Origin of the sequence: Bacillus sp. FSL K6-1006 (genome assembly GCF_038593175.1) — a bacterium.
In the GTDB taxonomy this organism is placed as follows: domain Bacteria; phylum Bacillota; class Bacilli; order Bacillales; family Bacillaceae; genus Bacillus; species Bacillus safensis.
On record NZ_CP151970.1, the window covers coordinates 2,313,524 to 2,337,022 of the forward strand.

Sequence of the window (23,499 nt, forward strand, 5' to 3'; positions counted from 1 at the left end):
AGTATCCTTCTAACAATAGAAGGATACTTTTTATTGAGACAGCTGCTCGCTGACAAGTCTGTTAATGACAGCTCCATCAGCTTTACCTTTTACTTTTGGCATAATAGCGCTCATGACTTTACCCATGTCAGCCTTCGAGGAAGCACCTGTTTCAGCGACCGTTTCTTTCACGATCGTTTGCAGTTCTTCTTCAGAAAGCTGTTCAGGTAAATAAACGTCTAATATGTCAATCTCTTTTTGAACTTTATCTACTAAATCTAAGCGATTAGCTTTCGAAAATTCACGGAGGGAGTCTTTACGTTGCTTAATCTCGCGGGAAAGGACGGTTAGTTCCTCATCGCCGGTCAAACTGTCTTTCTTAAGCTTAATTGCTTCATTTTGCAGCGAAGCCTTTACCATACGAATGACAACAAGCTTGTCTTTCTCACGGTTTTTCATCATAAGCTTCATATCAGAATTTAATTGCTCAAGAAGACTCATAAAATCCACCCTCTTTAGAATTTACGTTTTCTAGCAGCTTCAGACTTTTTCTTACGCTTTACGCTAGGCTTTTCATAAAATTCACGCTTTCTTGCTTCTTGCAATGTTCCAGTTTTGGATACACTGCGTTTAAAGCGACGAAGAGCATCTTCAAGCGATTCGTTTTTTCTAACGACCGTTTTTGACATTCTCTTTCCCTCCCTCCGAATACACCAATCGACTGCATTAAAAAAAGATATACATGCAAAACATGTACCTAGACATTATAATATAAGCCCAGTGTGAGGTCAACTAAGTGATTTGGAAATATATTTTCGTCATGAGCAGGTAGACAAGTCCATATATTCATTGGTAAGAGGAGGACTTTTCTATGATGGCGATCATTTATTTTTGTGCACTTATTTTCATTTTTTTATGGTCAATGGGTTTGCTGAGAAAAGGATTAATGGCGCTTGCGTCGTCTCGTATTGAGAAATCACTTCTTCTCTTTACAGATCACCCGGTCAAAGCATTCTTGGTCAGCATTGTGTTTACAGGGGTTCTACAAAGCAGTTCTGCTTTTATGGTCATCGTCATCGGCTTTGTCAGTACTGGCATTCTCTCTTTTAAAAAATCGATCCCAATGATTCTTGGAACCAATATCGGCTCAACGTTTACGACAGAATTTATCGCCATTAAAATGGACGTATTCATGTGGGTTTTGATCATAACCGGTCTTGTATGCATTCTTTTTGGCAGGACATCTTTTAGACATGCAGGAAAAAGTTTATTTGGGCTCGGGATGATCTTTTTTTGCATACAAGGCTTTTCAAAAATTGCAGGGATGATGACAAGCCAGCCTGAGACATTGCGTTTTCTTGAAATGATGCAGCATTCAGACTGGACAGCGCTGCTTTCGGGTACCATTTTCACAGCAATTGTTCATTCGAGCTCAGTCTGTATCGGTATTTTAATGGGATTTATGAATGAAGGAACTGTGGCACTTCAGGAAGGCATCAGCTTTGTGTTGGGGTCCAATATTGGGACATGTATTACGGCTGTGATGGCTGCGATATCCGGCGGCTACGCAGCACGTCAAACGGCTTATGCACACGTCGTATTTAATGTGCTCGGGGTTCTTTTATGCCTGCCGTTTCTCGCCCTGATTACAGAGGTTGTTGCCCTTCTCGCAAGCTCTCCTGCCCAGCAGATTGCGCATTTCAGCCTGCTGTTTAATGTGGCAAGCTCTCTCCTCTTCTTTCCGTTCATTCGCCCTTTTCACGCATTGATCTTGTGTCTCATGCCGAATCAGTCAAAATAAAAGAAACCGGCTTGCTCTTTTGGCTGCCGGTTTTTTTATCTATTATGAGGTCATTCTCACTTTGTCTGGCTGCACATCATCGCTGATGCGAACGAATTGTCCTTCGTTATAAGGATAGCCCGCTTTCGTAATTTTCACTTTGACCAGACGGCCGATCATGTCCTCTGTCCCTTCAAAAACAACCTTCATGTAGTTATCGGTATAACCAACATAAAGATTGTGGTTTCCTTCTTGTTCTTTGAAGGATTCTTCCGGAATAATCTCTAGCACATCACCTTCGTATGCTGATGCGTACTCTTTCGCAAGCTGGTCAGAAAGAGCGATCAAACGGTGGACACGTTCGTTTTTCACATTCTCATCCACTTGATCTTCCATTCTTGCAGCAGGGGTACCTGTACGTTTGCTGTAAGGGAAGACGTGCAGCTCAGAGAATTGATGATCTTTGACAAAATTGTACGTTTCCAAGAACTCTTCTTCTGTTTCCCCAGGGAATCCAACGATTACATCAGAGGTGACAGCAAGTCCCGGCAATGCTTTTTTCAGCTTTGTTAAACGCTCTGCAAAGAATTCCATCGTATATTTACGGCGCATTCTTTTCAGCACAGTATTTGAGCCAGATTGAAGCGGGATGTGTAAGTGTCTGACAATTTTATCTGACTGATCAAGCACTTCAATCACTTCATCTGTAATTTGACTTGCTTCAATAGATGAAATACGGATTCGTTTTAAGCCAATAACACGTTCATCTAATTCTCTCAGAAGCTTTGCAAAGTTATAATCCTTTAAGTCTTCTCCGTATCCGCCTGTGTGAATACCTGTCAGCACAATTTCTTTATAGCCCGCATCAACAAGCTGCTGCGCTTGATTGATGACCTCTTCTGGATCACGAGAACGAAGAAGGCCGCGCGCCCAAGGAATAATGCAGAATGTACAGAAATTGTTACAGCCTTCTTGGATTTTTAATGAAGCGCGCGTTCTGTCTGTGAAGGCAGGAACATCAAGTTCTTCAAACACACGTGCTTTCATGATATTGCCAACCCCGTTGATCGGCTGTCTTTCTCTGCGATATTCTTCAATATAGCCTAGTAATTTATGTCTGTCCTGTGTTCCAACCACAATATCAACACCAGGAATCGCCATGATTTCTGCTGGTGATGTTTGCGCATAGCAGCCTGTTACACAAATGACACCATCCGGGTTATGACGAATGGCTCTCCTAATGACTTGGCGGCTTTTCTTATCGCCTGTATTCGTGACCGTACATGTATTAATGACATATACGTCTGCTTTTGATTCATACTCTTTTCTTTCATAGCCAGCTTCTTTAAACAGCTGCCAGATCGCCTCTGTCTCATAGTGGTTGACCTTACAGCCAAGTGTATGGAACGCTACTGTTCCCATCATGATTCACCTCTTAATAACTCTGTTTGATAAGATATAGCGGAAAGCGCATATAAAGGAGCAGTTTCTGTTCTTAAAATGCGTGGTCCAAGCCCGCAAATGACTGCACCAAGCGTTTCAAGCTCTTCAATCTCCTTTTCTGCCAAACCGCCTTCAGGGCCAAAAACCACTAGCAAGGTTTGTCCGCCTTTCATCTGTTGAAGCACAGTTTGAAAGCGGCTTTGCTCTCCTTCTTTCGATGATTCTTCGTATGCAACGACACATTTATCGAATTCACCAGCTAATTGCGTCAGCTCTTTAAACGTTGATACTGAATAAACACGGGGAATGATATTCCGGTAGGACTGCTCGGCTGCTTCTTTCGCGATTTTCTCCCAGCGCTCTCGTTTTTTATGGGACTTTTTTTGGTCAAGCTTTGTAATAGAACGAGCCGCTTGAAACGGGATAAAAGCACTTGCGCCAAGCTCTGTGCCTTTTTGGATAATGAGCTCAAGCTTATCTCCTTTTGGAAGACCGCTTGCAATCGTCACCCTAATCGGAAGTTCTCTGTCCTGATTTGTCCAGCTTTCAAGGTGACAAATCACTTCTTCCTTTGTTATTGTATCAATTTTACTGAGCGCTTCAAAGCCGTCTGTCGTTAAACAAAGGATTTCCTGTCCTGCTTTCATCCGCATGACATTGGAAAGATGATGTACATCTTCACCTTTTATAACGATGGCTCCCTTTAACGTCACTTCTTCTTTCGTGAGGTCGATAAAATATCGTTGCATACGTGTCCTGACACCTACTCGCTTTATTTTTTCGCTATAATGCTGACCCAATCTTCCATTGACAGCACTTCAACAATGTCAAAACCCGCCTCTTCTAATGCTGTTTTGACCTGTAATTTCTTTTGTCCAATGATGCCTGATGTAATGAAATAGCCATCTTTCTTCAATAGTTCATAGGCTTGATCTGTAAAGCGCAAAATCACTTCTGCCAGAATGTTGGCGACAATTACATCACGCTCACCTGAAATTCCGTCAAGCAAATTGTTTTGTTTGACCGTCACTTGGTCACTTACACCATTTAATTCGATGTTTTGCTTCGCACTTTCTACCGCAACGGTGTCGAGATCAAAGGCTTGAATGTCCTTTGCACCAAGCATCGCTGCTGCCACACTTAAAATTCCAGAGCCTGTTCCAACATCAATCACCGTATCGTTTTCCTTTACGTAGCGCTCAAGCGCCTGAATGCAAAGGACGGTTGTTGGATGCGTACCTGTTCCAAATGCCATTCCAGGGTCCATTTCAATAATCAGTTCATCAGAATGAACTGGTGTATATTCTTCCCACGTGGGAACGATGGTGAATTTTTCAGAGATTTTCACAGGATGATAGTATTTCTTCCATGCGGTGGCCCATTCTTCTTCATTTACTTCACAAATTGACAGTGTATTGCGTCCAAGGTCAATATCGTATAGAAGAAGGTTGTTGATGGCTTCTTTGATCTCATCTACCGTTTCCATCAAAAAGCTGTTCATTGGAAGATAGGCTTTCACAATGACACCTTCATCTGGATAGTCATTCGGATCGAGCTGGTAGATCTCACCGTATACATTTTCACGTTCCTTGACTAAATCAAGCGGGTCCTCAATCACGACACCACTTGCACCTGCTTCATGCAAAATATTGGTGATCGGTTCCACCGCTTCATTTGTTGTATGGACGCTAATTTCTGACCACTTCAATACTACCAACTCCTTATCCGTCTTACTCGCCTTTAAATGCGCGTTTTACCTTATCGAAAAAGCTCATTTCTTGTTCGTCTGGTTTATTTCCGCTCACTTCAGCAAATTTTCTAATGATATCTTTTTGATTGTCTGTTAAATTTGTCGGTGTGACGACACGTACAACGATATGCTGATCGCCTTGGCCGTAGCCGCGTACATTTTTCACACCTTTTCCTTTGAGTCTAAACTTCGTGCCAGTTTGAGTGCCAGCAGGAACTTTTAATTTTACTTTTCCGTGTAATGTCGGCACTTCAATTTCGTCACCTAATGCAGCCTGCGCAAAGGTAAGCGGCATCTCGCAGTAAATGTCATCTCCATCACGTTCGAAGAATTCATGCGCACGCACATGGAATACAACAAATAGATCGCCTGGAGGTCCTCCATTTACGCCTGGTTCACCTTGCCCAGACACTCTGAGCTGCTGGCCATCATCAACACCTGCAGGGATCGTCACGTTAATTTTCTTACGCTTACGCACTTTGCCAGATCCGCCGCATGTTGAACATTTATGATCAATTTGTTTCCCTGTTCCGCTGCAGTAGTTACATACTCTGCGGTTGACCACTTTACCAAACGGAGTAGATTGCTCAACATTTAACTGACCAGAACCGCCGCAATGTGAACAAGTTTTTGCCTGCGTACCAGGCTTTGCACCTGATCCATGACATGTTTCACAAGATTCTTCACGAGGGATTTCAATGGTTGCTTCTTTTCCAAATGCCGCTTCTTCAAACGAAAGCGTCATTGTATATTGCAGGTCCGCTCCTTGGCGCGGTGCATTTGGATCTCTTCTTCTGGCTCCGCCGCCAAAAATACTAGAGAAGATGTCATCAAAGCCGCCGAAGCCGCCAAAGTCTCCTCCTCCGCCAAAACCGCCGCCGCCAAAGCCTTGGTTTGGATCGGCATGACCGAACTGGTCATAATGCGAACGTTTTTGATCATCAGAAAGGGTTTCATAGGCTTCTTTTACTTCTTTGAATTTCTCATCTGAGCCAGCTTCTTTATTAATATCAGGGTGATACTTTTTTGAAAGCTTGCGGTATGCCTTTTTGATTTCGTCCTTTGAGGCGCTCTTACTTACGCCAAGCACTTCATAGTAATCACGCTTACTCATCTCTTCACACTCCCGATTTTCTCACATAAATACGATTGTATCATTTTGATTTAACCTTTTTCAATTCCTTTCAGCGTTGAAAAGAAAAAAAGTCAAAGCCAAGAGATCCTGACTTTGACTTTCTGACGAGTACGTTTCAGCAGTCTTTTTCAAAAGTAAAGGTGATTATTTTTTCTCTTGATCGTCGTTTACTTCTTCGTATTCTGCATCCACTACATTGTCATCTGCTTTTTGAGCACCTTCAGCGCCTTCTTGCTGAGCTTGTGCTTGTTTTGCAGCTTCTTCATAGAGCTTTGTCGTTAATTCTTGAACGATTGTTTGCAGCTCATCTTTTTTCGCTTTGATGTCTTCAAACTCGCCTTTTTCGATCGCAGCTTTTAGCGCATCTTTCGCGTCATTTGCTTTTTTCACTTGCTCTTCATCGATTTTGCCTTCTAGATCTTTTAATGTTTTTTCAGTTGTAAACACTAATTGATCTGCTTCGTTGCGCACTTCGATTTCTTCTTTTTTCTTCGCATCTGCTTCAGCATTTTCTTCTGCTTCTTTGACCATTTTTTCGATCTCATCATCAGAAAGACCTGAAGAAGATTTGATTGTGATGTTTTGCTCTTTGCCTGTACCCATATCTTTCGCACGTACGTTGACAATACCGTTTTTATCGATATCAAAAGATACTTCGATTTGCGGTACGCCGCGTGGTGCCGGCGGGATATCAGTCAATTGGAAGCGGCCTAATGTTTTGTTATCTGCAGCCATTGGGCGCTCACCTTGCAGGACATGGATATCTACAGCTGTTTGATTGTCAGCAGCTGTTGAGAATACTTGTGATTTACTTGTTGGAATTGTTGTATTACGTTCAATCAGCTTCGTGAATACGCCGCCCATTGTTTCAATTCCTAAAGAAAGTGGTGTTACGTCAAGAAGAACAACGTCTTTGACATCTCCTGTGATCACTCCACCTTGGATGGCTGCACCAAGTGCAACTACTTCATCAGGGTTTACACCTTTATGAGGCTCTTTGCCTGTTTCTTTTTTGATTGCTTCTTGTACTGCAGGAATACGAGTTGATCCACCAACAAGGATGACTTTATCAATCTCACTAGCAGATAAACCAGCATCTTTCAGTGATTGACGTACAGGTGTCATTGTACGCTCTACAAGATCTGCAGAAAGCTCTTCAAATTTAGCACGCGTTAACGTTAATTCAAGATGAAGAGGACCTGCTTCTCCAGCTGTGATAAATGGCAGTGAGATTTGTGTAGAAGATACACCAGAAAGATCTTTTTTCGCTTTTTCAGCAGCATCTTTTAAACGCTGAAGCGCCATTTTATCTTTAGAAAGATCAATACCATTTTCTTTTTTGAATTCAGCCACTAGGTGATCAATAATGACTTGGTCAAAATCGTCTCCACCAAGACGGTTGTCCCCAGCAGTTGAGCGCACTTCAAAGACGCCGTCTCCAAGCTCAAGGATCGATACGTCAAATGTACCGCCGCCAAGGTCGTATACAAGAATCGTTTGATCTTCTTCTGTTTTATCTAAACCATACGCAAGTGCAGCTGCTGTTGGTTCGTTGATGATACGTTCTACTTCAAGACCAGCAATTTTACCAGCATCTTTCGTTGCTTGACGTTCTGCATCGTTAAAGTAAGCAGGAACTGTGATAACAGCTTTTGTTACTTCTTCGCCAAGATAGCCTTCAGCGTAAGATTTAAGGTGCTGAAGAATAATTGCAGAGATTTCCTGCGGTGTATAGTTCTTACCTTCAACTTCTACTTTATAATCAGTACCCATATGTCTTTTAACAGACATGATCGTGTTCGGGTTTGTAATTGATTGACGTTTTGCTACTTCACCCACTTGGCGCTCTCCGTTTTTAAAAGCGACAACAGATGGTGTTGTACGTGCTCCTTCAGCGTTAGCAATGACTTTTGGCTCGCCGCCTTCAAGTACTGCAACACATGAGTTTGTTGTTCCTAAGTCAATCCCAATGATTTTACTCATATTCGATGACCTCCCATTATGTAGTTATTGATTTACTTTTACCATTGATGGACGAATAACTCGGTCTTTGAGTTTATAGCCCTTTTGCAATTCTTCTACAACGATATTTGAATCGTAGTTTTCATCTTCAACTTGCATGACGGCTTGATGAAGGTTTGGATCGAACTCTTTGCCGACAGCTTCAATTGGTTCTACGCCTTCATTTTTCAACGCTTCTACCAGCTGGCGGTAAACCATTTGCATTCCTTCTAACAAACTTTTCGTCTGCTCATTGTCTGGATCAATTCCAAGCGCTCTTTCAAAGTTATCAAGAGCTGGGAGAAGATCACTGACAACATGTTGAGAACGATATTTTTGCACGGTCTCCACTTCAGTTCGAGCACGGCGTTTATAGTTTTCAAAATCTGCTTGAACACGCAGAATTTTGTTTTCTTTTTCATCTAGAAGCTGCTGCAATTCATCGATTTTTTCTTGGAAGGCAGACTGTTCATCATTTGTTACTTCCTCAGTATCTGCTTGAACTGCTTCTTCTTGTGCTTCAACCTCTGCTTCTTGCTCAGGTGTCTGTTTTTCTTCTGACATTGTGTTCACCTCCCTCAAAAGATTCAAAAATACGAAGGGGCTGTGCCCCTATCTTTTATCACCCTACTCATCATACAAATTGGAAAGTGCGTTTGACAAGTCTTTTGATACATGATGCAAGAGACTGACAACCCGCCCATAATCCATACGGGTTGGACCAATGACGGCAATGGAGCCGAGTGATTTTTGATCAATCGAATAAGTAGCTGTGATTAGGCTGCAGTTCTCCATCGCTTCCAAATTGTTTTCTGAACCGATTTTAATGGTGATTCCTTGCTGATTTGGATGAAACAGCTGCATGACATCATTCTTTTGCTCAATAAGCATCATGAGTGAGCGGATGCGGTCAATGTCATGAAACTCCGGCTGATTCAACATATTAATCTTCCCGCCAAAGAAAAGTTTTGATTCATTTTGAGTCGATGTAAATGTATTGCCGAGCGCATCTAAAATATGATCATAATCTTTTAAATGCGTACGAAGAAGCATCACAACTTCTTTATACATTCTGTCCTTCAGCTGATCCATCGGGACTCCGGCTAGGCGGCTGTTTAAAATATTCATCAGCTTCTCAATATCGGAGACATCGAGATGCTCAGAGAAGGTAATGGTTTTGTTTTCAACATGTCCGCTGTCTGTAATCATGATCGCCACTGCTTTGTTTGGCTGAACAGGGACAAGCTGAATTTGCTTTAATCGATTTTCACTTAGCTTTGGACCAAGCACAATCGATGTATAGTTTGTGAGATCTGATAAAATTTCCGCCGATTTTTGAACTGTCTTTTCCAGCTCAAAAATTTTCTCCTGAAAGGCCGACTGGATGAGCACAAGCTCTTTAGACGACAGTTTTCGCGGAGAGAGCAAATGATCTACATAATAACGATATCCTTTTTCGGAAGGAATTCTTCCTGATGAAGAATGGGTCTTTTCAATAAAACCAAGTTCCTCCAAATCAGCCATTTCGTTTCTAATCGTCGCAGAGCTGAATGTAATGTCTTCTTTTTTAGAAAGAGTCCTTGATCCAACTGGCTGCGCCGAACGAATAAAGTCATTAATGATGACTTGCAGAATCAAAAGCTGACGATTTGTTAACATCATCATCACCCCTGTTAGCACTCTCTTTCAACGAGTGCTAATTGTATAAACAAAATTACCAAACTCAAATTAAAATGTCAATTATAACTCACCGAGAAACGCTTGAAATACTTCATTGCCTAACAATTTTCCTTTTCTTGTTAAACGTATCCCCATGTCATCTTTTACAATGAGGCCTTTTTCTTCTAAATCTTCAAGAACAGTGGAAAAAAGTGCTTCTGGTGCAGCACCATATTTTGCTTGGAAATCAGCGCTTTTCACCCCTTCGATTTTTCGAAGACCTAAAAACATTTCTTCTTCTATTTGCTCTGCTTTTGTGACCTGATGTGTTTCCTTATACGGGAACCCTGTTTGGTCAATCAGCTCCAAATAATGTTTCACCGGCCCTGCGTTCACATTTCGGATGCCATCTACATACCCGTGTGCGCCTGCACCAAAACCAAAGTAATCTTCATTGCTCCAATAGGTCAGGTTATGCTGGCTTTCAAAGCCAGGTTTGGCGTAATTGCTAATTTCGTACTGCTTTAATCCATGGCGCTCCATTTCATCCATCACAAGCTCATACATTTCAGCCTCACGTTCTTGCGGCGGTAAATGAAGTTTTCCTTTTTGCATTAAGTTGTAAAAAACGGTTTTCGGCTCGACGATGAGTGAGTAAACCGAATAATGCTCTGCCCCCAGCGAGAAAGCCGTCTCAAGTGAATTCATCACATGATGCTTTTCTTGATGCGGCAAGCCAAACATGAGATCAAGGCTAATATTGTCAAATCCAACCGCTCTAGCTCGCTCAAAGGATGTAAGGACATCCTTCTTTTGATGAACTCGTCCAATTTTCTTGAGCAAATCGTCTTCAAAAGTTTGAACGCCAAAGCTCAGCCGATTCACGCCGGCTGCTTTAAGCACATGCAGTTTCTCAAGCGATAATTCGTCTGGGTTTGCTTCTACTGCAAATTCAATCAGGTTTTTTGTCGGCTTTAATACGCGGTGAATGCTGTTCATGAGCTGGTCTAGCTGGCTGACAGTCAGTGATGTCGGGGTTCCCCCGCCAATAAAAATCGTCTTTAGTTCCTGCTCGCCTTTTTGCTCGATCGTGTGCTGCATCTCTGTCTCAAGAGCCGCTAAGTATTCGTCGACTGGCTGCGTTTTAATGAAAAATTTATTGAAATCACAATAGTGGCAAATATGCTCACAAAATGGAATGTGAATGTATGCTGCTTTCATTTGATGACACCTTCTTTACAGGTAAAGAGCCGCAGTTTATCGCTGCGGCGTCTTTGTTTGTTATCGACTATAAACGTCAAGGCAGACATTGTAAAGCAGGTAGCCTTGAGGATTTTATTTTTTCGGTGTGCTGTCGTCCATCTTCAGCACGGCCATAAATGCTTCTTGCGGGACTTCAACAGACCCCACTTGCTTCATGCGCTTTTTCCCTTCTTTTTGCTTCTCAAGAAGCTTTCTTTTCCGGGAAATGTCTCCACCATAACATTTAGCAAGTACGTTTTTACGCATCGCTTTAATGGTGGAACGAGCAACGATTTTTTGACCGATCGCTGCTTGAACCGGCACTTCAAAGTGCTGGCGTGGAATCAATTCTTTTAGCTTTTCTACGATGATCTTGCCTCGTTCATATGCATAATCGCGGTGAACAATAAAGGAAAGGGCATCGATTTTTTCTCCATTCAGCATGATATCCATCTTCACCAGCGTCGAAGGACGATAGCCAATCAGCTCATAATCAAAGGACGCATAGCCTTTTGTGTTGGACTTTAGCTGATCAAAGAATTCGTATACGATCTCTGCCAAAGGAATTTCGTACACAATGCTCACGCGGTTCGCATCAAGATACTGCATATCAATGAAATTCCCGCGCTTTCCTTGGCAAAGCTCCATCACAGAGCCTACATAGTCATTCGGCACCATCATTGTGGCTTTTACATACGGTTCTTCAATTCGCTCAATCTTTTGCGGATCAGGCAGATTGGATGGGTTATCTACGACGATTTTTTCTCCATCTGTCATATATACATCATAAATAACACTTGGCGCTGTCGTAATCAGATCAATTTTAAATTCACGTTCAATCCGTTCTTGTATGATTTCCATATGAAGCATTCCAAGGAAGCCGCAGCGGAAACCGAAGCCAAGTGCTTGGGATGTCTCTGCCTCATATTGAAGTGAAGAATCATTTAATTCAAGCTTTTCTAACGCTTCTCGTAAATCGTTGTATTTTGCTGTATCAATCGGATAAAGTCCGCAGTATACCATTGGGTTTAGCTTTCTGTATCCTGGAAGTGCTTCTTTCGCAGGGTTCTCCGCACTAGTGATCGTATCCCCTACTCGTGTATCACCGACATTTTTAATTGCAGCGGTTAAGTAGCCAACATCTCCAACGGTGAGTTCGTCTGTTGGCATGGCTTTTGGTGTGAAAACGCCAACTTCAAGTACTTCAAATTCTTTTCCCGTCGCCATCATTTTAATTTTCTGACCAGGTCTGACGGTTCCTTCGACAATTCGTATGTACGCAATAACGCCGCGATACGCATCGTAGAGAGAATCAAAAATAAGGGCTTGAAGTGGTGCTTCTGGATCTCCAGCGGGAGCCGGCACCTTTTCAACGATTTGTTCTAAAATATCCTCGATTCCAATACCCGCCTTAGCAGAGGTGAGAACAGCTTCAGACGCATCCAACCCGATGACATCTTCAATTTCTTCTCTTACACGCTCAGGCTCTGCACTTGGCAGATCGATTTTGTTGATAATCGGAAGAATTTCTAAGTTGTTATCAAGAGCTAAATAAACGTTCGCAAGTGTCTGTGCTTCAATTCCTTGTGCTGCATCTACTACGAGAATCGCACCCTCACAGGCAGCTAGGCTTCGAGATACCTCATAGGTGAAGTCGACATGCCCTGGTGTATCAATCAGGTGCATGATATATTCTTCTCCATCCTTCGCCTTATACTTCAGCTGGACAGAGTTTAATTTAATCGTTATGCCGCGTTCACGCTCTAAATCCATGGAATCAAGCAATTGTTCTTTCATTTCTCGCTGCGTAATCGCCGCCGTTTTTTCCAAAATACGGTCCGCCAATGTGGATTTCCCATGGTCAATATGGGCGATAATGGAGAAATTTCGAATTCTTGATTGCCGTTCTAATCGTTTTTCTTTATCTGTCACAATCTATCACTCCTACTATAAAACGCGGGTTGCGCTAGGTTAGATTATATCAATAGGGCTGTAAAGATTCAATCGAAATCAAGAAAAGCCGCTTATTGGTCAGCGGCTTTGATCAAAAGGGTGATATCTCATGAAATTCGTTTATTTCCCATTCACCCAATCATAAAGAGAACGGGCTGCATGTGTCATGCCATCAGACAGGGCTTTTCCTGCCTTGGAAAAGGCATTAAAGCCCTCTATTTCCTCCAACTGTTTTTGTTTTTCGGCAAGATCCTTTTCTGTAACAGCCGTTCCTAAGATAGAAGCTTCCTTCTCTTCATTGTCGTTCATTTGAATGGAGAAAGCTCCTTTTAATTGCGGATCATGGTAGCCCTTCATTTGCAGCATGCCATTATTCGCTTGCTGCATTCCTAAAAAGACACCAAACAGCAAGACCAATCCTAAAATAATGGTTTTTCCAATAAATGAGCCCATCCCCGTCACCACCTTAAGAGCGTTTTTTCTCATCCTTTGCTTTGCCGTCAACCTTTTCCGCGTCCCAGAAAATATCGCTGAATACATCAGCTGCCGCATTGGATGCATTTCTCAATTCTTCCATATTATTATCTACTCCACCAAATTCTAAAAGAAGGGCTTTGTCGGATAAATCTTGATTATAGATTCCATTATCGCCAATTTCTCCTTTGGCAAACACACCGACACTAAGACCTTTATATTTTTTCTCCATCAAATGGTGGAACTCTGTCGCAAGCTTTAAGTTTTTCTCATAGCTTTGATTCTTCTTCCCAACAACAAACGCAATTCTCGCATATTTCTTCCCTTTGATTTCGACAGTCGTATCTTTCTTTCTTCTTGAGTCCCGGTGAATATCAATTAAATAATCGAGGTCATCATTTTTCGCTAAGGCTTCTTTCACGACCAATCTTGATTCATTATAAGACTGCGGATACTTTAATCCTTTTTTTAACAGTCTTTTTTCAATTTCCGTTTTGTCGACTGTATTGCCGATTCCTTGCTGATCAAGCGCCTTTCCAAACATGTCGCCGACAAGGGTGACATTCACTTTTGAGTGCCGTGCATTATTTGGATTCGTTTCTCCTTTTAAAAATGGTAAATATGATTCCGTATTATGTGTGTGATAAATGTACACAGCTTTTCGTTTTCCTGTTGACCGGTCCGGTTCTTTGGCAGGCTTTTTCGGCGTATCATCATCGAGCTTGTCCAGCTCAGCCAAATTTGCTTCTTTTTCATCTTGGATTACTTCACTAGGCGGCGGCGATTCCATTGGCATATTGGTATAGTCTGTTCCTTCACCCGCTAAGATGATTTTTGTATCAAAATGTTCAAATCCTGGGAGTTCTCTTCCTAGGAAACTGCGCGGGTCTTCTAAATTAATACTGGTTGCAAGCTTCAGTGACAGCCCAGAGAAATGAAATCCTTTTTGAGCTTCTGGAACTGCTGAGGCGAAATATTGGTTTTCCATGCCCATTAATGTGGCAAAAAATGCGCCAGAGAGCTCATCTGCTACACCATATAACGAGGCTTGCGGCCTCAGCTCGGGTTTTAAAGAGGTCAAAGCCCCTGATATCACAAACACCACAACAAGAGAGGCAATAAATAAGAAGATGCTTTTTACTACTTTCGTTCCATTAATCGCAACGACCAACTGTCGAGGACGGCGGGGTCTTTTTTTCATGATTTACTCCCTCCAGCACGCTTTCTAGTAATTACACTATGAGCGAGCTAGAGAAAGTAGAACCGATTAATGATTATATGAACCCATGTTATCTTGAGTGATTTTTTGATGAAGCGCTGTGTTTAATCCGTTGGCAAGTACGTTTGCCATATCATCAATGAATGTATCGACTTCCTTAGGCGTGACCATTAAATTTTGCCCCAGGGGCGCAAGCACTTCGTGGATCAGCTGCCTTTTCTCTTCTTCAGGAAGGGTTCCTACGATGCCTAAGAATGATTGACGCGTTTCTTCATCTGGCAAGTCCTCTTCGTTAAGCACTTTTTTCTTCCCGAATGTCAAACCAGCCGGCACAAGAGAGCGGGATGGTCTATCATCTTTTAGTTCTCTACCAAAATGCTTTAAGACATAATCAATTGTGTCACTTGCAATGGTTACTGCATCCACCACTGTCGGAACGCCAATCGCAATCACTGGAATTCCCAATGTTTCTTTGCTTAATTCTTTTCGCTTATTCCCTACACCAGAGCCGGGATGGATACCTGTATCAGAAATTTGAATGGTTGTATTCACTCGTTCCACCGCACGAGCAGCAAGGGCATCGACCGCGATGACAAAATCAGGCTTAGACCGCTCGATCACGCCTTGGATAATGTCACTTGTTTCAATACCGGTCAGTCCCATCACACCAGGTGACAAAGAAGAAACCGGGCGATAGCCTTCCTGAACATTTTCCGGCTGCAATTCAAAGAGATGGCGGGTTACAAGCAGGTTTTCAACTGTGAGAGGACCTAGTGCATCTGGCGTAACATTCCAGTTTCCCAGCCCTACTACAAGGCAGCTTGCATCAGCCTGAATGCCTCGGTCTTTTAAAAACTGAGCAAAATGATGGGCAAAGACTTCAACGACTTTTTCTTGCATCTCAGAGTCTTTCTCTCGAATACCTTGCGCCTCAAACGTCAAGTATGTCCCTGCCTTTTTGCCGGTCAGCTCCTCCCCTTCTTTCGTGATTTCCACAGTACGTATGCGGATGCCCTGCTCTTCTTTTTCCTTTTCGACAATCCCTTGGATCCCGTCCTTTTTGACGACATTCGGATTGTTCTCTTGTTCTAGTATCTCTTTTGTTTCAACAGCGAGGTCTGTCCGGATTTGATAAACGCTTAAATCAAGTTTCTGTTTCTCCATAAAAAGACTCCTTCCACCAAGTAATTAACAGTAGTCTTTCCATCTCTTGAAAGAAACATTCGAGTACGTCATCAATGAAAAATACTTTACATTTATATTGCATTCTAAAGGTGTGTTTGATAGAATACAATTTGTTCTATTGTGAAGATTTAACCTTAAGACAATTGTGTTTAGGTTGTATCTTAGGAGGTGAAACACATGCCAAATATTAAATCAGCGATCAAACGTACAAAAACGAATAACGAACGCCGTGCACATAACGTAACAATCAAGTCTGCGATGCGTACTGCGATTAAACAAGTTGAAGTTTCTGTAGCTAACAACGATGCTGAGCAAGCAAAAGCTGCTCTTGCTTCTGCTGCAAAACGCATTGACAAAGCCGTTAAAACTGGTCTTGTACACAAAAACGCAGCTGCGCGTTACAAATCAAGACTTGCTAAACAAGTAAACGGACTTTCTGCATAATGCTTGCAACGCCTCAGTGATGAGGCACCTGTTTAACTGTACGTCCGTCCTGACCGGCCGAGCCTTAAGGACAGACTGGCAATTATACATCTAAACAAAAACGACCCTCTTTTTAGAAGGTCGTTTTTTTATGTTCAAGCGCCTAACAAACGAAGCAGGAACAATTCTAACAGCAGCTGCTTGTCCTTTTTACCGGTTTTCATTTCATAATCAATCGTTGAAAGCTCTTTGACGATCTGCTTGAGCTCTTCTTCTGAAAACAGTCTTGCCTGATCCATCGCAAGTTTGACCCGAAACGGATGGACTTTTAGATTTGAAGCAATTTGTTTTTGTCCATATCCTTGCTGAGCGAAGTACTTCGTCTGCAAAATCAATCGAAATTGAGTTGAAATGAGTGCTAATATTTTAATGGGTTCCTCATTTTGCTTCAGCAGGTCATAAAACATCTGCATGGCCTCAGAGCGGCGTCTGTTTACGATTTGATTAATCAGCTCGAAAATATTTTGCTCTAAGCTTCTTGCAACGAGCTGATTGACATCTGCTAACTCAATTTCTTCCCGCTCTCCAATATATGTACTTAGCTTCCGAACCTCTTGGAATAGAGAGGAGAGACTTCCGCCGCATAGCATCACAAGCTGCTCAGCCGCTTCAGATGTAATCGTCTTTCCTTCTGTCTTCACCAGTGTGATGGTGAAATCAGTTGTTTCTTTTGGGTTTAACTCTTTCGCCTCAACGACAGCAGCTTTCTTTTTTAGCAATTTGGTGATTTTCTTACGCTCATCCAGCTTTTCATATGGTGCCAATAACACGAGAATGGTATAGGGCGCTGGCTTTTCTAAATAAGCTTCTAACACAGAAAGCTCATGCTCAATCTTTTCCTTTTTCTTTTCAGCTGTAAGAAAATAAGGATTCTTGATCACGACGAGACGTCGTTCTCCCATAAACGGAAATGTTTCTGCATCCGTCACAGCCTGTTCAAGCGGCACTTCTTCCATATCGAAGACGGAGTAATTAAAATCCTTCGTTTCTTCCTCTACTACAGCTTGTCTCAATTTAGCAGCGGTTTCTTGCAGTAAATATGTTTCTTTCCCATATAAGCAATAAACGGGATGGATATCCCCTCGTTTTAAATTATTCCATACATCAAAGACCATCAATTGACTCCCTCTCTTTCACTTCCTCCTCTATCCTAAAGTGTGTGAAGACATTAGTAAAGAGGAAGCTGAAAGTGCCGCCTCCTCATTTATAGTAAACGTCCGGCGCAAGCTCCCGGGTCAGCCTGCTGTCAGACGATATTCATAAAATGATCATAAAATGGAAAACGGTTACTTTACCTTCTAGCAATTCCAAATGAGTTCAAGTATACTAAAATTAGCCAGGAGGGATGAAAATGAATGAATTTGAAAAAAATGTTCAAAGCAAGCGGAATGATGTGACCGACTCAGCCGTTGGTTTTATCGTCACATTCGGATTTTTCGCCTCAATGTTTATTTTGGCAACCATTATACACCTCGTTGGATCTTAACTTCATGAAGGTTACATGACTGCCGTTTTGGCAGTTTTTTTATTGATTTTGTAAGATATCATATGGAGGATGAGTGTAAAACGTTCCTTCCTCATCGAGAAATTCATACGTCACGCTCCCGTCGGTATCTGTACGATACACCTTCATTTGCTGGTCCTTTAATTTTTTCAAAACTTCCTGATGTGGATGCTGATAACGATTGCGTTCACCTGCTGAAATGAGTGCATGTGAGGGCTTGAGATGCTGAAGCCATTCTTCGCTTGTTGACCCTTTACTCCCGTGATGTCCAACCTTTAAGATATCTGCCCGCAGATGAGGAAAGGCTTCTATCATGTCTCGCTCCCCTTCTTGTTCAAGATCTCCAGTGAGCAGAAACCGCTTCCCGCCTAGAGTAAATGTCAAAACGAGTGAATCATTATTCTTAGTTGTAACCCAATCACGCGATGGATGAAGGACCTGAAATATTTGCTCTCCAATCTGAAGCTGATCTCCTCTCTCTAATTCATCAAGCATGATCCCTTGATCAGCTGCTTCTTTTAACAGCTCCACATCCTCTGGACTCCGTGCAAAGCCTTTTGGAATAGCCAGCCGCTTTACTTTATTTCGTTTGATTAAACGAGCTGCTTCTCCCATATGGTCTTGATCCGCATGCGTGAGAATAAGAACATCAAGTTTTGCTATTCCTTTAGAATGCAGAAACGGGATCAGCGTTTGATCACCGATCGTAGACACCTTACGTCTTTTTTTCCACGGTTCTTCTTCAAAAGAAAGTCTGCCTCCTGTATCCACAAGCAGATGCCCCTTTCGATAGGGCAGCTGAATAAACAAACTATCCCCCTGTCCTACATCCAGCATTGTCACTTCCCCTTTTTCGAGAAAATTCGGGGTGAAATAGTGTGCACTCAAGACACCAATAAGAAAAAGGATCGGCAGTGCATAGGATTTCACAGAAGTTTTGCTCTCCATCACAAATAACAGAACAATTAAGGCGCTCACCTCAAGCAGAATATGCCACCAAGCAGACTTCATAAAAATCAAGTTGAATTCATCAAAAACAGCCATATTGGCTGACAATTGATGACTAAGCTGAATCACCGAATCAAGCAGCTGAAACAATGTTTGTCCAAGCGGAAGATAAATCATAGTTAGAATAAAAAAGAGTAAGGACAGCGGCATAACGACCGTCGTATAAAAAGGAACAAATATCATGTTCAAAGGTACACTCAGTAAAGAGAATTGATGAAAATGATATAAAAGAACAGGAAGTGAAGCAAGCTGTGCAATAAAGGAAATCAGGAATAATTGCATGACTGAACTTTTTGCTTTTGATAAAATCCTAGTCGATAACAAAATAAAAAACGTGACCGCGAATGAAAGCTGAAATCCGATATCAAATAAATAAAGAGGATGAATCGCTAATAAGAGTAAAAATGTTGCACTTAATACCACAGCAGAAGGCTGTTTCATTTCTTTTGGCAGACTAGTCATCACTAAATAGATTCCTGCCATGAGGCAAGCTCTTAAAACAGATGGTGCAGCACCTGTCAAACAAGCATAAATAGGAAGAAAACATAAGAGAAGAATACGTGCTGTCTCTCTTGTCACGCCCACACGAAGGAGACACCAAAATAAACATGCAAGAAGCGTTTGCACATGCAGTCCTGAGATTGCTAGTAAATGAATAATGCCGAGCATTTGATAATCTCTTAATGTGTCAGGTTCTATCAACTCACGATCGCCAAAAATAAGTGCCTGTACAATGCCAACAGAGTGTTTAGGCACATGATCTTCTAAAAATTTCAAACCCTTTTGCCTTATCACTTGAAGAAAATAGGAAGACCCGTCTTTTTTTGTACAGTTTTTGATCGACTGTGGCAGAAAAATGGCGTCAATTCCTTTTGATTTTAAAAATTGATCGTATTGAAACCCGTTAGGAATGGTTGCGTGCTTTGCTGGACGAACATCACCTGTCATGTGACAGCTCATACCAGGTTCTACCTCTTTTAATGCCTCTTTTTCACGCTCTGTTTGAATTGTATAAAAAGTGGCTAGTTGTTCATGGTCTGTTGAAACAGTCGCTGAAAAACGATTGCCATCTGTTTTCGGAATACTTTCAATCAAAACGGAACCAGATAGGAATTTTTCTAGTACGGGTTGATCCGTTTCAAGAGACTCATGAATCATAAAAATGAGTATATAGACAGCACCGCATAGGCTGACCATTAAAAAGAGCTGAGGCATTTTTTTCAGTAGGCTGAGAAGTAATATGATGAGAAGAAAGAGAAGGAAATACATATGAAGATGATATGCAGCCAGAGCAATTCCAACAGCTGCTGAAATTGCCCCAAACGGCAAATATTTAAACATAGGAAGTAAATAATTGATTCGCCTTCTCATGCATATCGCGAATTTCTGTTTCGCTAAGTCCTGATTCACTCAGCTTCCCAATTAAATCTGCAACAAAGGCCAATTTTTCTTGATTTTTTAAGTCGATGATCATTTCATCTAATTCAACTTGCTCTGTTTGAACACCCGCCTGCTCGAATAAATCAATCGCATATGGATGATTTTTATAATCCTTTGCATAGTACACTGTTCGAATGCCCGCTTGAATGATGGCTTTACAGCACTGTAAACAAGGAAAATGTGTGACATATATTTCAGCATCAGCTGTAGGTGCACCAAATTTGGCACATTGTAAAATAGCATTCATTTCCGCATGGATGGTGCGAACACAGTGATGATCAATGACATAGCACCCTACATCCGCACAATGAACATCACCGGCAATGGAGCCATTATACCCCCCTGCAATGATGCGCTTGTCCCTTACGATGGTCGCTCCAACAGCTAACCGCTCACAGGTGCTTCGTAAAGCAAGCAAATGGCTTTGTGCCATAAAATATTGATTCCATGAAATTCTTTCCACGAGCTGATCCCTCCAGAATGATGGTTGATATTAAGTGTACATGCCTTTCTTCTCTAACGTCAATTCTACTTCACGGTCAATTGACTTTTCAGCCGTTCAATCGTCTTTTCCCCAAAACCTGAAATGTTCCGCAAGTCTTCAATTTGTTGAAATTCTCCGTGTTCCTCTCTATACATAATGATAGCTTCGGCTTTAGCTGGTCCTATGCCGTTAATGGTTTGCAATTCGGCTGCATCGGCCTGATTGACATTCACACCTTCACTCTTTTCAACGCCCGTTGATGCGTCAGCTGATGCTGTTTGCGCCTCTCTTTCCGCTTCCCCCTGCTTACGAACATAAATCATCATACTATCCTCTAATTTAGCTGCTTGGTTGATTTCAATCGAGTCTGCTTTGCTGGTAAAGCCTCCTGCCCTTTGAATCGCTTCCTCTACCCGAGCATCAGATTGAAACGTATAAACACCTGGCTTCCTTACAGCTCCTTTGACCTCTACAAAAATCGTCGATGGCTCTTTTTCTGTCTTTTCTTGTTTGTCTTCTAATGTGACTTGTATGTCTTTATTTTCCTTCAATACACTTGGCTCTCTGTTGCCCTCTCCTTTTCCAGTGAAAAAGAAGAAACTGAAGATGATCACGACTATGAGTCCAGCGGCGATATAAAGACTGTATTTTTTTAATGAAATGAGTCGTTTCACTTACTCACGCTTCTTTCAATCATATTTTTCTACTGCTCAACATACTGTTTAGAAGATAACAGATCCAATGCGTCTAAGGAGGGAGAACGTTTGAATATAGGGTTAATCGGTACAGGAAACATGGGTACCATACTTACTGAGGCATTTATTGAATCAAAGGCAGTCAATCCCTCATCGATTACTATTACAAACCGAACCATTGAAAAAGCGTTCAATATAAAAAAGAACCATCCAGAGCTTGAAGTAACGAAACAGCTTTCAGGGGCTGTCACGAATAAAGATTTCATTTTTGTTTGTGTCAAACCACTTGATATTTATCCACTTTTAAAAGAGCTGAGCCCTCTTTTAACGGAGCAGCAAACCATTGTCATCATTACAAGTCCGGTTCATCCTGAACAGCTTCAGGATATCGTTCCTTGTCAAACAGCCAGGCTGATTCCAAGCATTACAAACCGCGCTTTATCAGGCGCATCACTTTTAACTTTTGGTTCATCATGCAATGCCGCGACGAAAACTGCGTTAAGACAGTTAGCTTCGTGCATTTCAACACCTATCGAGATCCATCATTCAATTACAAGAGCGGCTTCCGATATTGTCAGCTGCGGACCTGCTTTTATCAGTTTTCTCGTTCAGAAAATGATTGAAGCAGCCGTAGAAGAAACGGATATTTCTAAAGAAGAAGCCACCACCTTATCAGAGGATATGCTTGTTGGTCTTGGCCGTTTGATTGAAAAAAGAGTCTATACCCTTCCGACACTGCAAGACAAAGTATGTGTGAAAGGCGGCGTCACTGGTGAAGGCATTAAAGCACTTGAAGCAGGTGTGCAAGATATGTTTCACCGTCTCTTTCAAAACACCCATGAAAAATTCGATGAAGATCTAGAAGCGGTTGCGCATCAATATCCGCCAAGCGTGTTCACTGATGATCGCAGAAATTAATCATCTTTGCAACAAGCGAAAAAAGGGTTTTAAAAAACCATCGTTCTATTAAACGATGGTTTTTGGTTTCTTAGCTGAGATGAAATACCTTTCGGCGAATTCACCGGGGGCTTCATTTGTAAAATCAGCAGTCACTTCTATTTGTTCAAAGCCAGCGGACTCAAGGAACGCTGCATATGTTTCAAATGGAAATGTGCGCTGTTCATGTGTCTCATCATAACGTTGATACATGTCTCCGTCCTTTACAAAAAAGCTTAAATCATGAATGACCGAATACATGTCATCCCCTTTATCACTCTGCCAAATATAGCTGATCTCTTCATCTTGATCTGCATAAGTCGAACCCGGGAATACCTCTTCCATTTTATAAGGCGTATGAACATCAAAAAGTAAAACCCCATCTGCCTCTAAAAGCTGAAACATGTTTTTAAAGGTTTTTTTGACGTCATTTTCGTTTTTTAAGTAATTCAAGGAATCACAGCAAATAACGGCTGCCTGGAAGGCTTGCTCAAAGCCCGTAACCTCTCTCATATCTTGATGTAAAAATTGAATCGACTGCTTTTTCGCCTGCGCTTTTTGCTGCGCGAAGGCCAGCATTTCTTCACTGAGGTCAATTCCTGTGACCTTGTGGCCCTTTTCAGCTAACCGAAGAGAAATCTCTCCAGTTCCACAGCCTACATCGATGATGGCAGCATTCGGCTTCATATACTGCTGGATCCACTGAACCCATTCATCATAAGGTGCATGTGTCATGAGCTCGTCATACACACCTGCAAACCCTTGATAAATCATGAGTTAATGCCAAGTGAAAGGGTTTCTCTTGGCGCATCTCCCCATAGCTTTTCTAGATTGTAGTATCCTCTTTCTTCTTTGTGGAACACATGGGCAATGACATCACCTAGGTCAATCAATACCCATCTTGCTTCATCAAAGCCTTCCATCTTCTTCACTTCGATTCCGCTTTCCTCTGCAAGATGTTTTACTTCTCTTGCAATGGCTTGCACTTGTTTATCAGAATTCCCGTGACAAATGAGAAAATAATCTGCAACAAGTGAGATTCCTTGCATATTAAGGGCAATAATATCCTCAGCCCGTTTATCATCGCATGCTCCTGCTGCGACGTTTAAAATTGATGATGAATCCATCC

Annotated in this window: 24 protein-coding genes; 4 read left to right on the plus strand and 20 right to left on the minus strand. The window is 41.9% G+C overall.

Annotation, left to right across the window (positions count from 1 at the left end; all coding sequences use genetic code 11):
- Positions 1–30 precede the first annotated feature (30 nt).
- Together NSS65_RS11965 and rpsU are read right to left on the minus strand one after the other, a co-directional pair.
- Entirely contained in the window at positions 31–480 is a 450-nt protein-coding gene (locus NSS65_RS11965) for a GatB/YqeY domain-containing protein (protein ID WP_034280115.1), read from the minus strand.
- A gap of 14 nt (positions 481–494) precedes the next feature.
- On the minus strand, positions 495–668 hold the full coding sequence (gene rpsU / locus NSS65_RS11970; protein WP_003152957.1) for a 30S ribosomal protein S21: 174 nt from the start codon (positions 666–668) through the stop codon (positions 495–497).
- A gap of 182 nt (positions 669–850) precedes the next feature.
- Between rpsU and NSS65_RS11975 the strand changes: the two genes are divergently transcribed.
- Positions 851–1,780, plus strand: coding sequence for a Na/Pi symporter (locus NSS65_RS11975; RefSeq protein ID WP_144496227.1), 930 nt, complete (start codon positions 851–853; stop codon positions 1,778–1,780).
- A 42-nt stretch (positions 1,781–1,822) separates the two neighbouring features.
- Here NSS65_RS11975 and mtaB read toward each other — a convergent pair whose 3' ends face one another.
- From mtaB to gpr, 12 genes are all read right to left on the minus strand, one after another.
- On the minus strand, positions 1,823–3,181 hold the full coding sequence (gene mtaB / locus NSS65_RS11980; protein WP_024423030.1) for a tRNA (N(6)-L-threonylcarbamoyladenosine(37)-C(2))-methylthiotransferase MtaB: 1,359 nt from the start codon (positions 3,179–3,181) through the stop codon (positions 1,823–1,825).
- On the minus strand, positions 3,181–3,951 hold the full coding sequence (locus tag NSS65_RS11985; protein WP_024427953.1) for a 16S rRNA (uracil(1498)-N(3))-methyltransferase: 771 nt from the start codon (positions 3,949–3,951) through the stop codon (positions 3,181–3,183). Before NSS65_RS11985 ends, mtaB begins: the two co-directional genes overlap by 1 nt.
- A gap of 23 nt (positions 3,952–3,974) precedes the next feature.
- Positions 3,975–4,910, minus strand: a complete 936-nt coding sequence (gene prmA / locus NSS65_RS11990) for a 50S ribosomal protein L11 methyltransferase (protein WP_034280111.1) — start codon at positions 4,908–4,910, stop codon at positions 3,975–3,977.
- A 22-nt stretch (positions 4,911–4,932) separates the two neighbouring features.
- Complete coding sequence (gene dnaJ / locus NSS65_RS11995; protein WP_144496228.1) at positions 4,933–6,066, minus strand: molecular chaperone DnaJ; 1,134 nt, start codon at positions 6,064–6,066, stop codon at positions 4,933–4,935.
- Between the two features lie 165 nt (positions 6,067–6,231).
- The gene (gene dnaK / locus NSS65_RS12000; RefSeq protein ID WP_041086261.1) at positions 6,232–8,070 is read right to left on the minus strand and encodes a molecular chaperone DnaK; all 1,839 of its coding nucleotides are present in this window, start codon (positions 8,068–8,070) and stop codon (positions 6,232–6,234) included.
- 24 nt (positions 8,071–8,094) lie between these two features.
- The gene (grpE, locus tag NSS65_RS12005; RefSeq protein ID WP_024423035.1) at positions 8,095–8,652 is read right to left on the minus strand and encodes a nucleotide exchange factor GrpE; all 558 of its coding nucleotides are present in this window, start codon (positions 8,650–8,652) and stop codon (positions 8,095–8,097) included.
- Positions 8,653–8,715: 63 nt separating this feature from the next.
- Positions 8,716–9,747, minus strand: a complete 1,032-nt coding sequence (gene hrcA, locus NSS65_RS12010) for a heat-inducible transcriptional repressor HrcA (RefSeq protein WP_003217350.1) — start codon at positions 9,745–9,747, stop codon at positions 8,716–8,718.
- Between the two features lie 81 nt (positions 9,748–9,828).
- Positions 9,829–10,968 carry a radical SAM family heme chaperone HemW gene (hemW, locus tag NSS65_RS12015; protein ID WP_075623535.1) on the minus strand — a complete coding sequence of 380 codons (1,140 nt, stop codon included), beginning with the start codon at positions 10,966–10,968 and terminating at the stop codon, positions 9,829–9,831.
- A gap of 114 nt (positions 10,969–11,082) precedes the next feature.
- Entirely contained in the window at positions 11,083–12,921 is a 1,839-nt protein-coding gene (gene lepA / locus NSS65_RS12020; protein WP_024423038.1) for a translation elongation factor 4, read from the minus strand.
- 141 nt (positions 12,922–13,062) lie between these two features.
- Positions 13,063–13,395, minus strand: coding sequence for a YqxA family protein (locus NSS65_RS12025; RefSeq protein WP_024423039.1), 333 nt, complete (start codon positions 13,393–13,395; stop codon positions 13,063–13,065).
- 13 nt (positions 13,396–13,408) lie between these two features.
- The gene (locus NSS65_RS12030) at positions 13,409–14,617 is read right to left on the minus strand and encodes a stage II sporulation protein P (protein WP_046311822.1); all 1,209 of its coding nucleotides are present in this window, start codon (positions 14,615–14,617) and stop codon (positions 13,409–13,411) included.
- Positions 14,618–14,683: 66 nt separating this feature from the next.
- A complete protein-coding gene (gene gpr / locus NSS65_RS12035; RefSeq protein WP_144496229.1) occupies positions 14,684–15,799 on the minus strand; it encodes a GPR endopeptidase in 1,116 nt (371 codons plus the stop codon).
- Between the two features lie 198 nt (positions 15,800–15,997).
- Here gpr and rpsT point away from each other — a divergent pair, with 198 nt between their 5' ends.
- Entirely contained in the window at positions 15,998–16,264 is a 267-nt protein-coding gene (gene rpsT / locus NSS65_RS12040) for a 30S ribosomal protein S20 (RefSeq protein ID WP_024423042.1), read from the plus strand.
- 134 nt (positions 16,265–16,398) lie between these two features.
- Here the strand turns inward: rpsT and holA are convergent, their stop codons facing one another.
- Entirely contained in the window at positions 16,399–17,418 is a 1,020-nt protein-coding gene (gene holA, locus NSS65_RS12045; protein WP_034280095.1) for a DNA polymerase III subunit delta, read from the minus strand.
- A 236-nt stretch (positions 17,419–17,654) separates the two neighbouring features.
- Here holA and NSS65_RS12050 point away from each other — a divergent pair, with 236 nt between their 5' ends.
- Positions 17,655–17,789 carry a YqzM family protein gene (locus NSS65_RS12050; RefSeq protein ID WP_012010638.1) on the plus strand — a complete coding sequence of 45 codons (135 nt, stop codon included), beginning with the start codon at positions 17,655–17,657 and terminating at the stop codon, positions 17,787–17,789.
- 39 nt (positions 17,790–17,828) lie between these two features.
- Here the strand turns inward: NSS65_RS12050 and NSS65_RS12055 are convergent, their stop codons facing one another.
- The 3 genes from NSS65_RS12055 to NSS65_RS12065 all read right to left on the minus strand — a co-directional run bounded on the left by NSS65_RS12055 (position 17,829) and on the right by NSS65_RS12065 (position 21,413).
- Positions 17,829–20,156, minus strand: coding sequence for a DNA internalization-related competence protein ComEC/Rec2 (locus NSS65_RS12055; protein ID WP_144496339.1), 2,328 nt, complete (start codon positions 20,154–20,156; stop codon positions 17,829–17,831).
- A complete protein-coding gene (locus NSS65_RS12060; RefSeq protein ID WP_024423045.1) occupies positions 20,149–20,718 on the minus strand; it encodes a ComE operon protein 2 in 570 nt (189 codons plus the stop codon). The genes NSS65_RS12055 and NSS65_RS12060 overlap by 8 nt, the downstream gene beginning before the upstream one ends.
- A gap of 65 nt (positions 20,719–20,783) precedes the next feature.
- Positions 20,784–21,413 (minus strand): helix-hairpin-helix domain-containing protein, encoded by a 630-nt coding sequence (locus NSS65_RS12065; RefSeq protein WP_046311827.1) that lies wholly within the window; start codon positions 21,411–21,413, stop codon positions 20,784–20,786.
- A gap of 90 nt (positions 21,414–21,503) precedes the next feature.
- Between NSS65_RS12065 and comER the strand changes: the two genes are divergently transcribed.
- Positions 21,504–22,352, plus strand: coding sequence for a late competence protein ComER (comER, locus tag NSS65_RS12070; protein ID WP_024423047.1), 849 nt, complete (start codon positions 21,504–21,506; stop codon positions 22,350–22,352).
- 48 nt (positions 22,353–22,400) lie between these two features.
- On the opposite strand, the gene NSS65_RS12075 is transcribed toward comER, so the two are convergent.
- Both NSS65_RS12075 and rsfS read right to left on the minus strand, forming a co-directional pair.
- The gene (locus NSS65_RS12075) at positions 22,401–23,144 is read right to left on the minus strand and encodes a class I SAM-dependent methyltransferase (RefSeq protein WP_041106941.1); all 744 of its coding nucleotides are present in this window, start codon (positions 23,142–23,144) and stop codon (positions 22,401–22,403) included.
- Positions 23,141–23,497 (minus strand): ribosome silencing factor, encoded by a 357-nt coding sequence (rsfS, locus tag NSS65_RS12080; RefSeq protein ID WP_003217467.1) that lies wholly within the window; start codon positions 23,495–23,497, stop codon positions 23,141–23,143. The genes NSS65_RS12075 and rsfS overlap by 4 nt, the downstream gene beginning before the upstream one ends.
- Between the last annotated feature and the right edge of the window lie 2 nt (positions 23,498–23,499).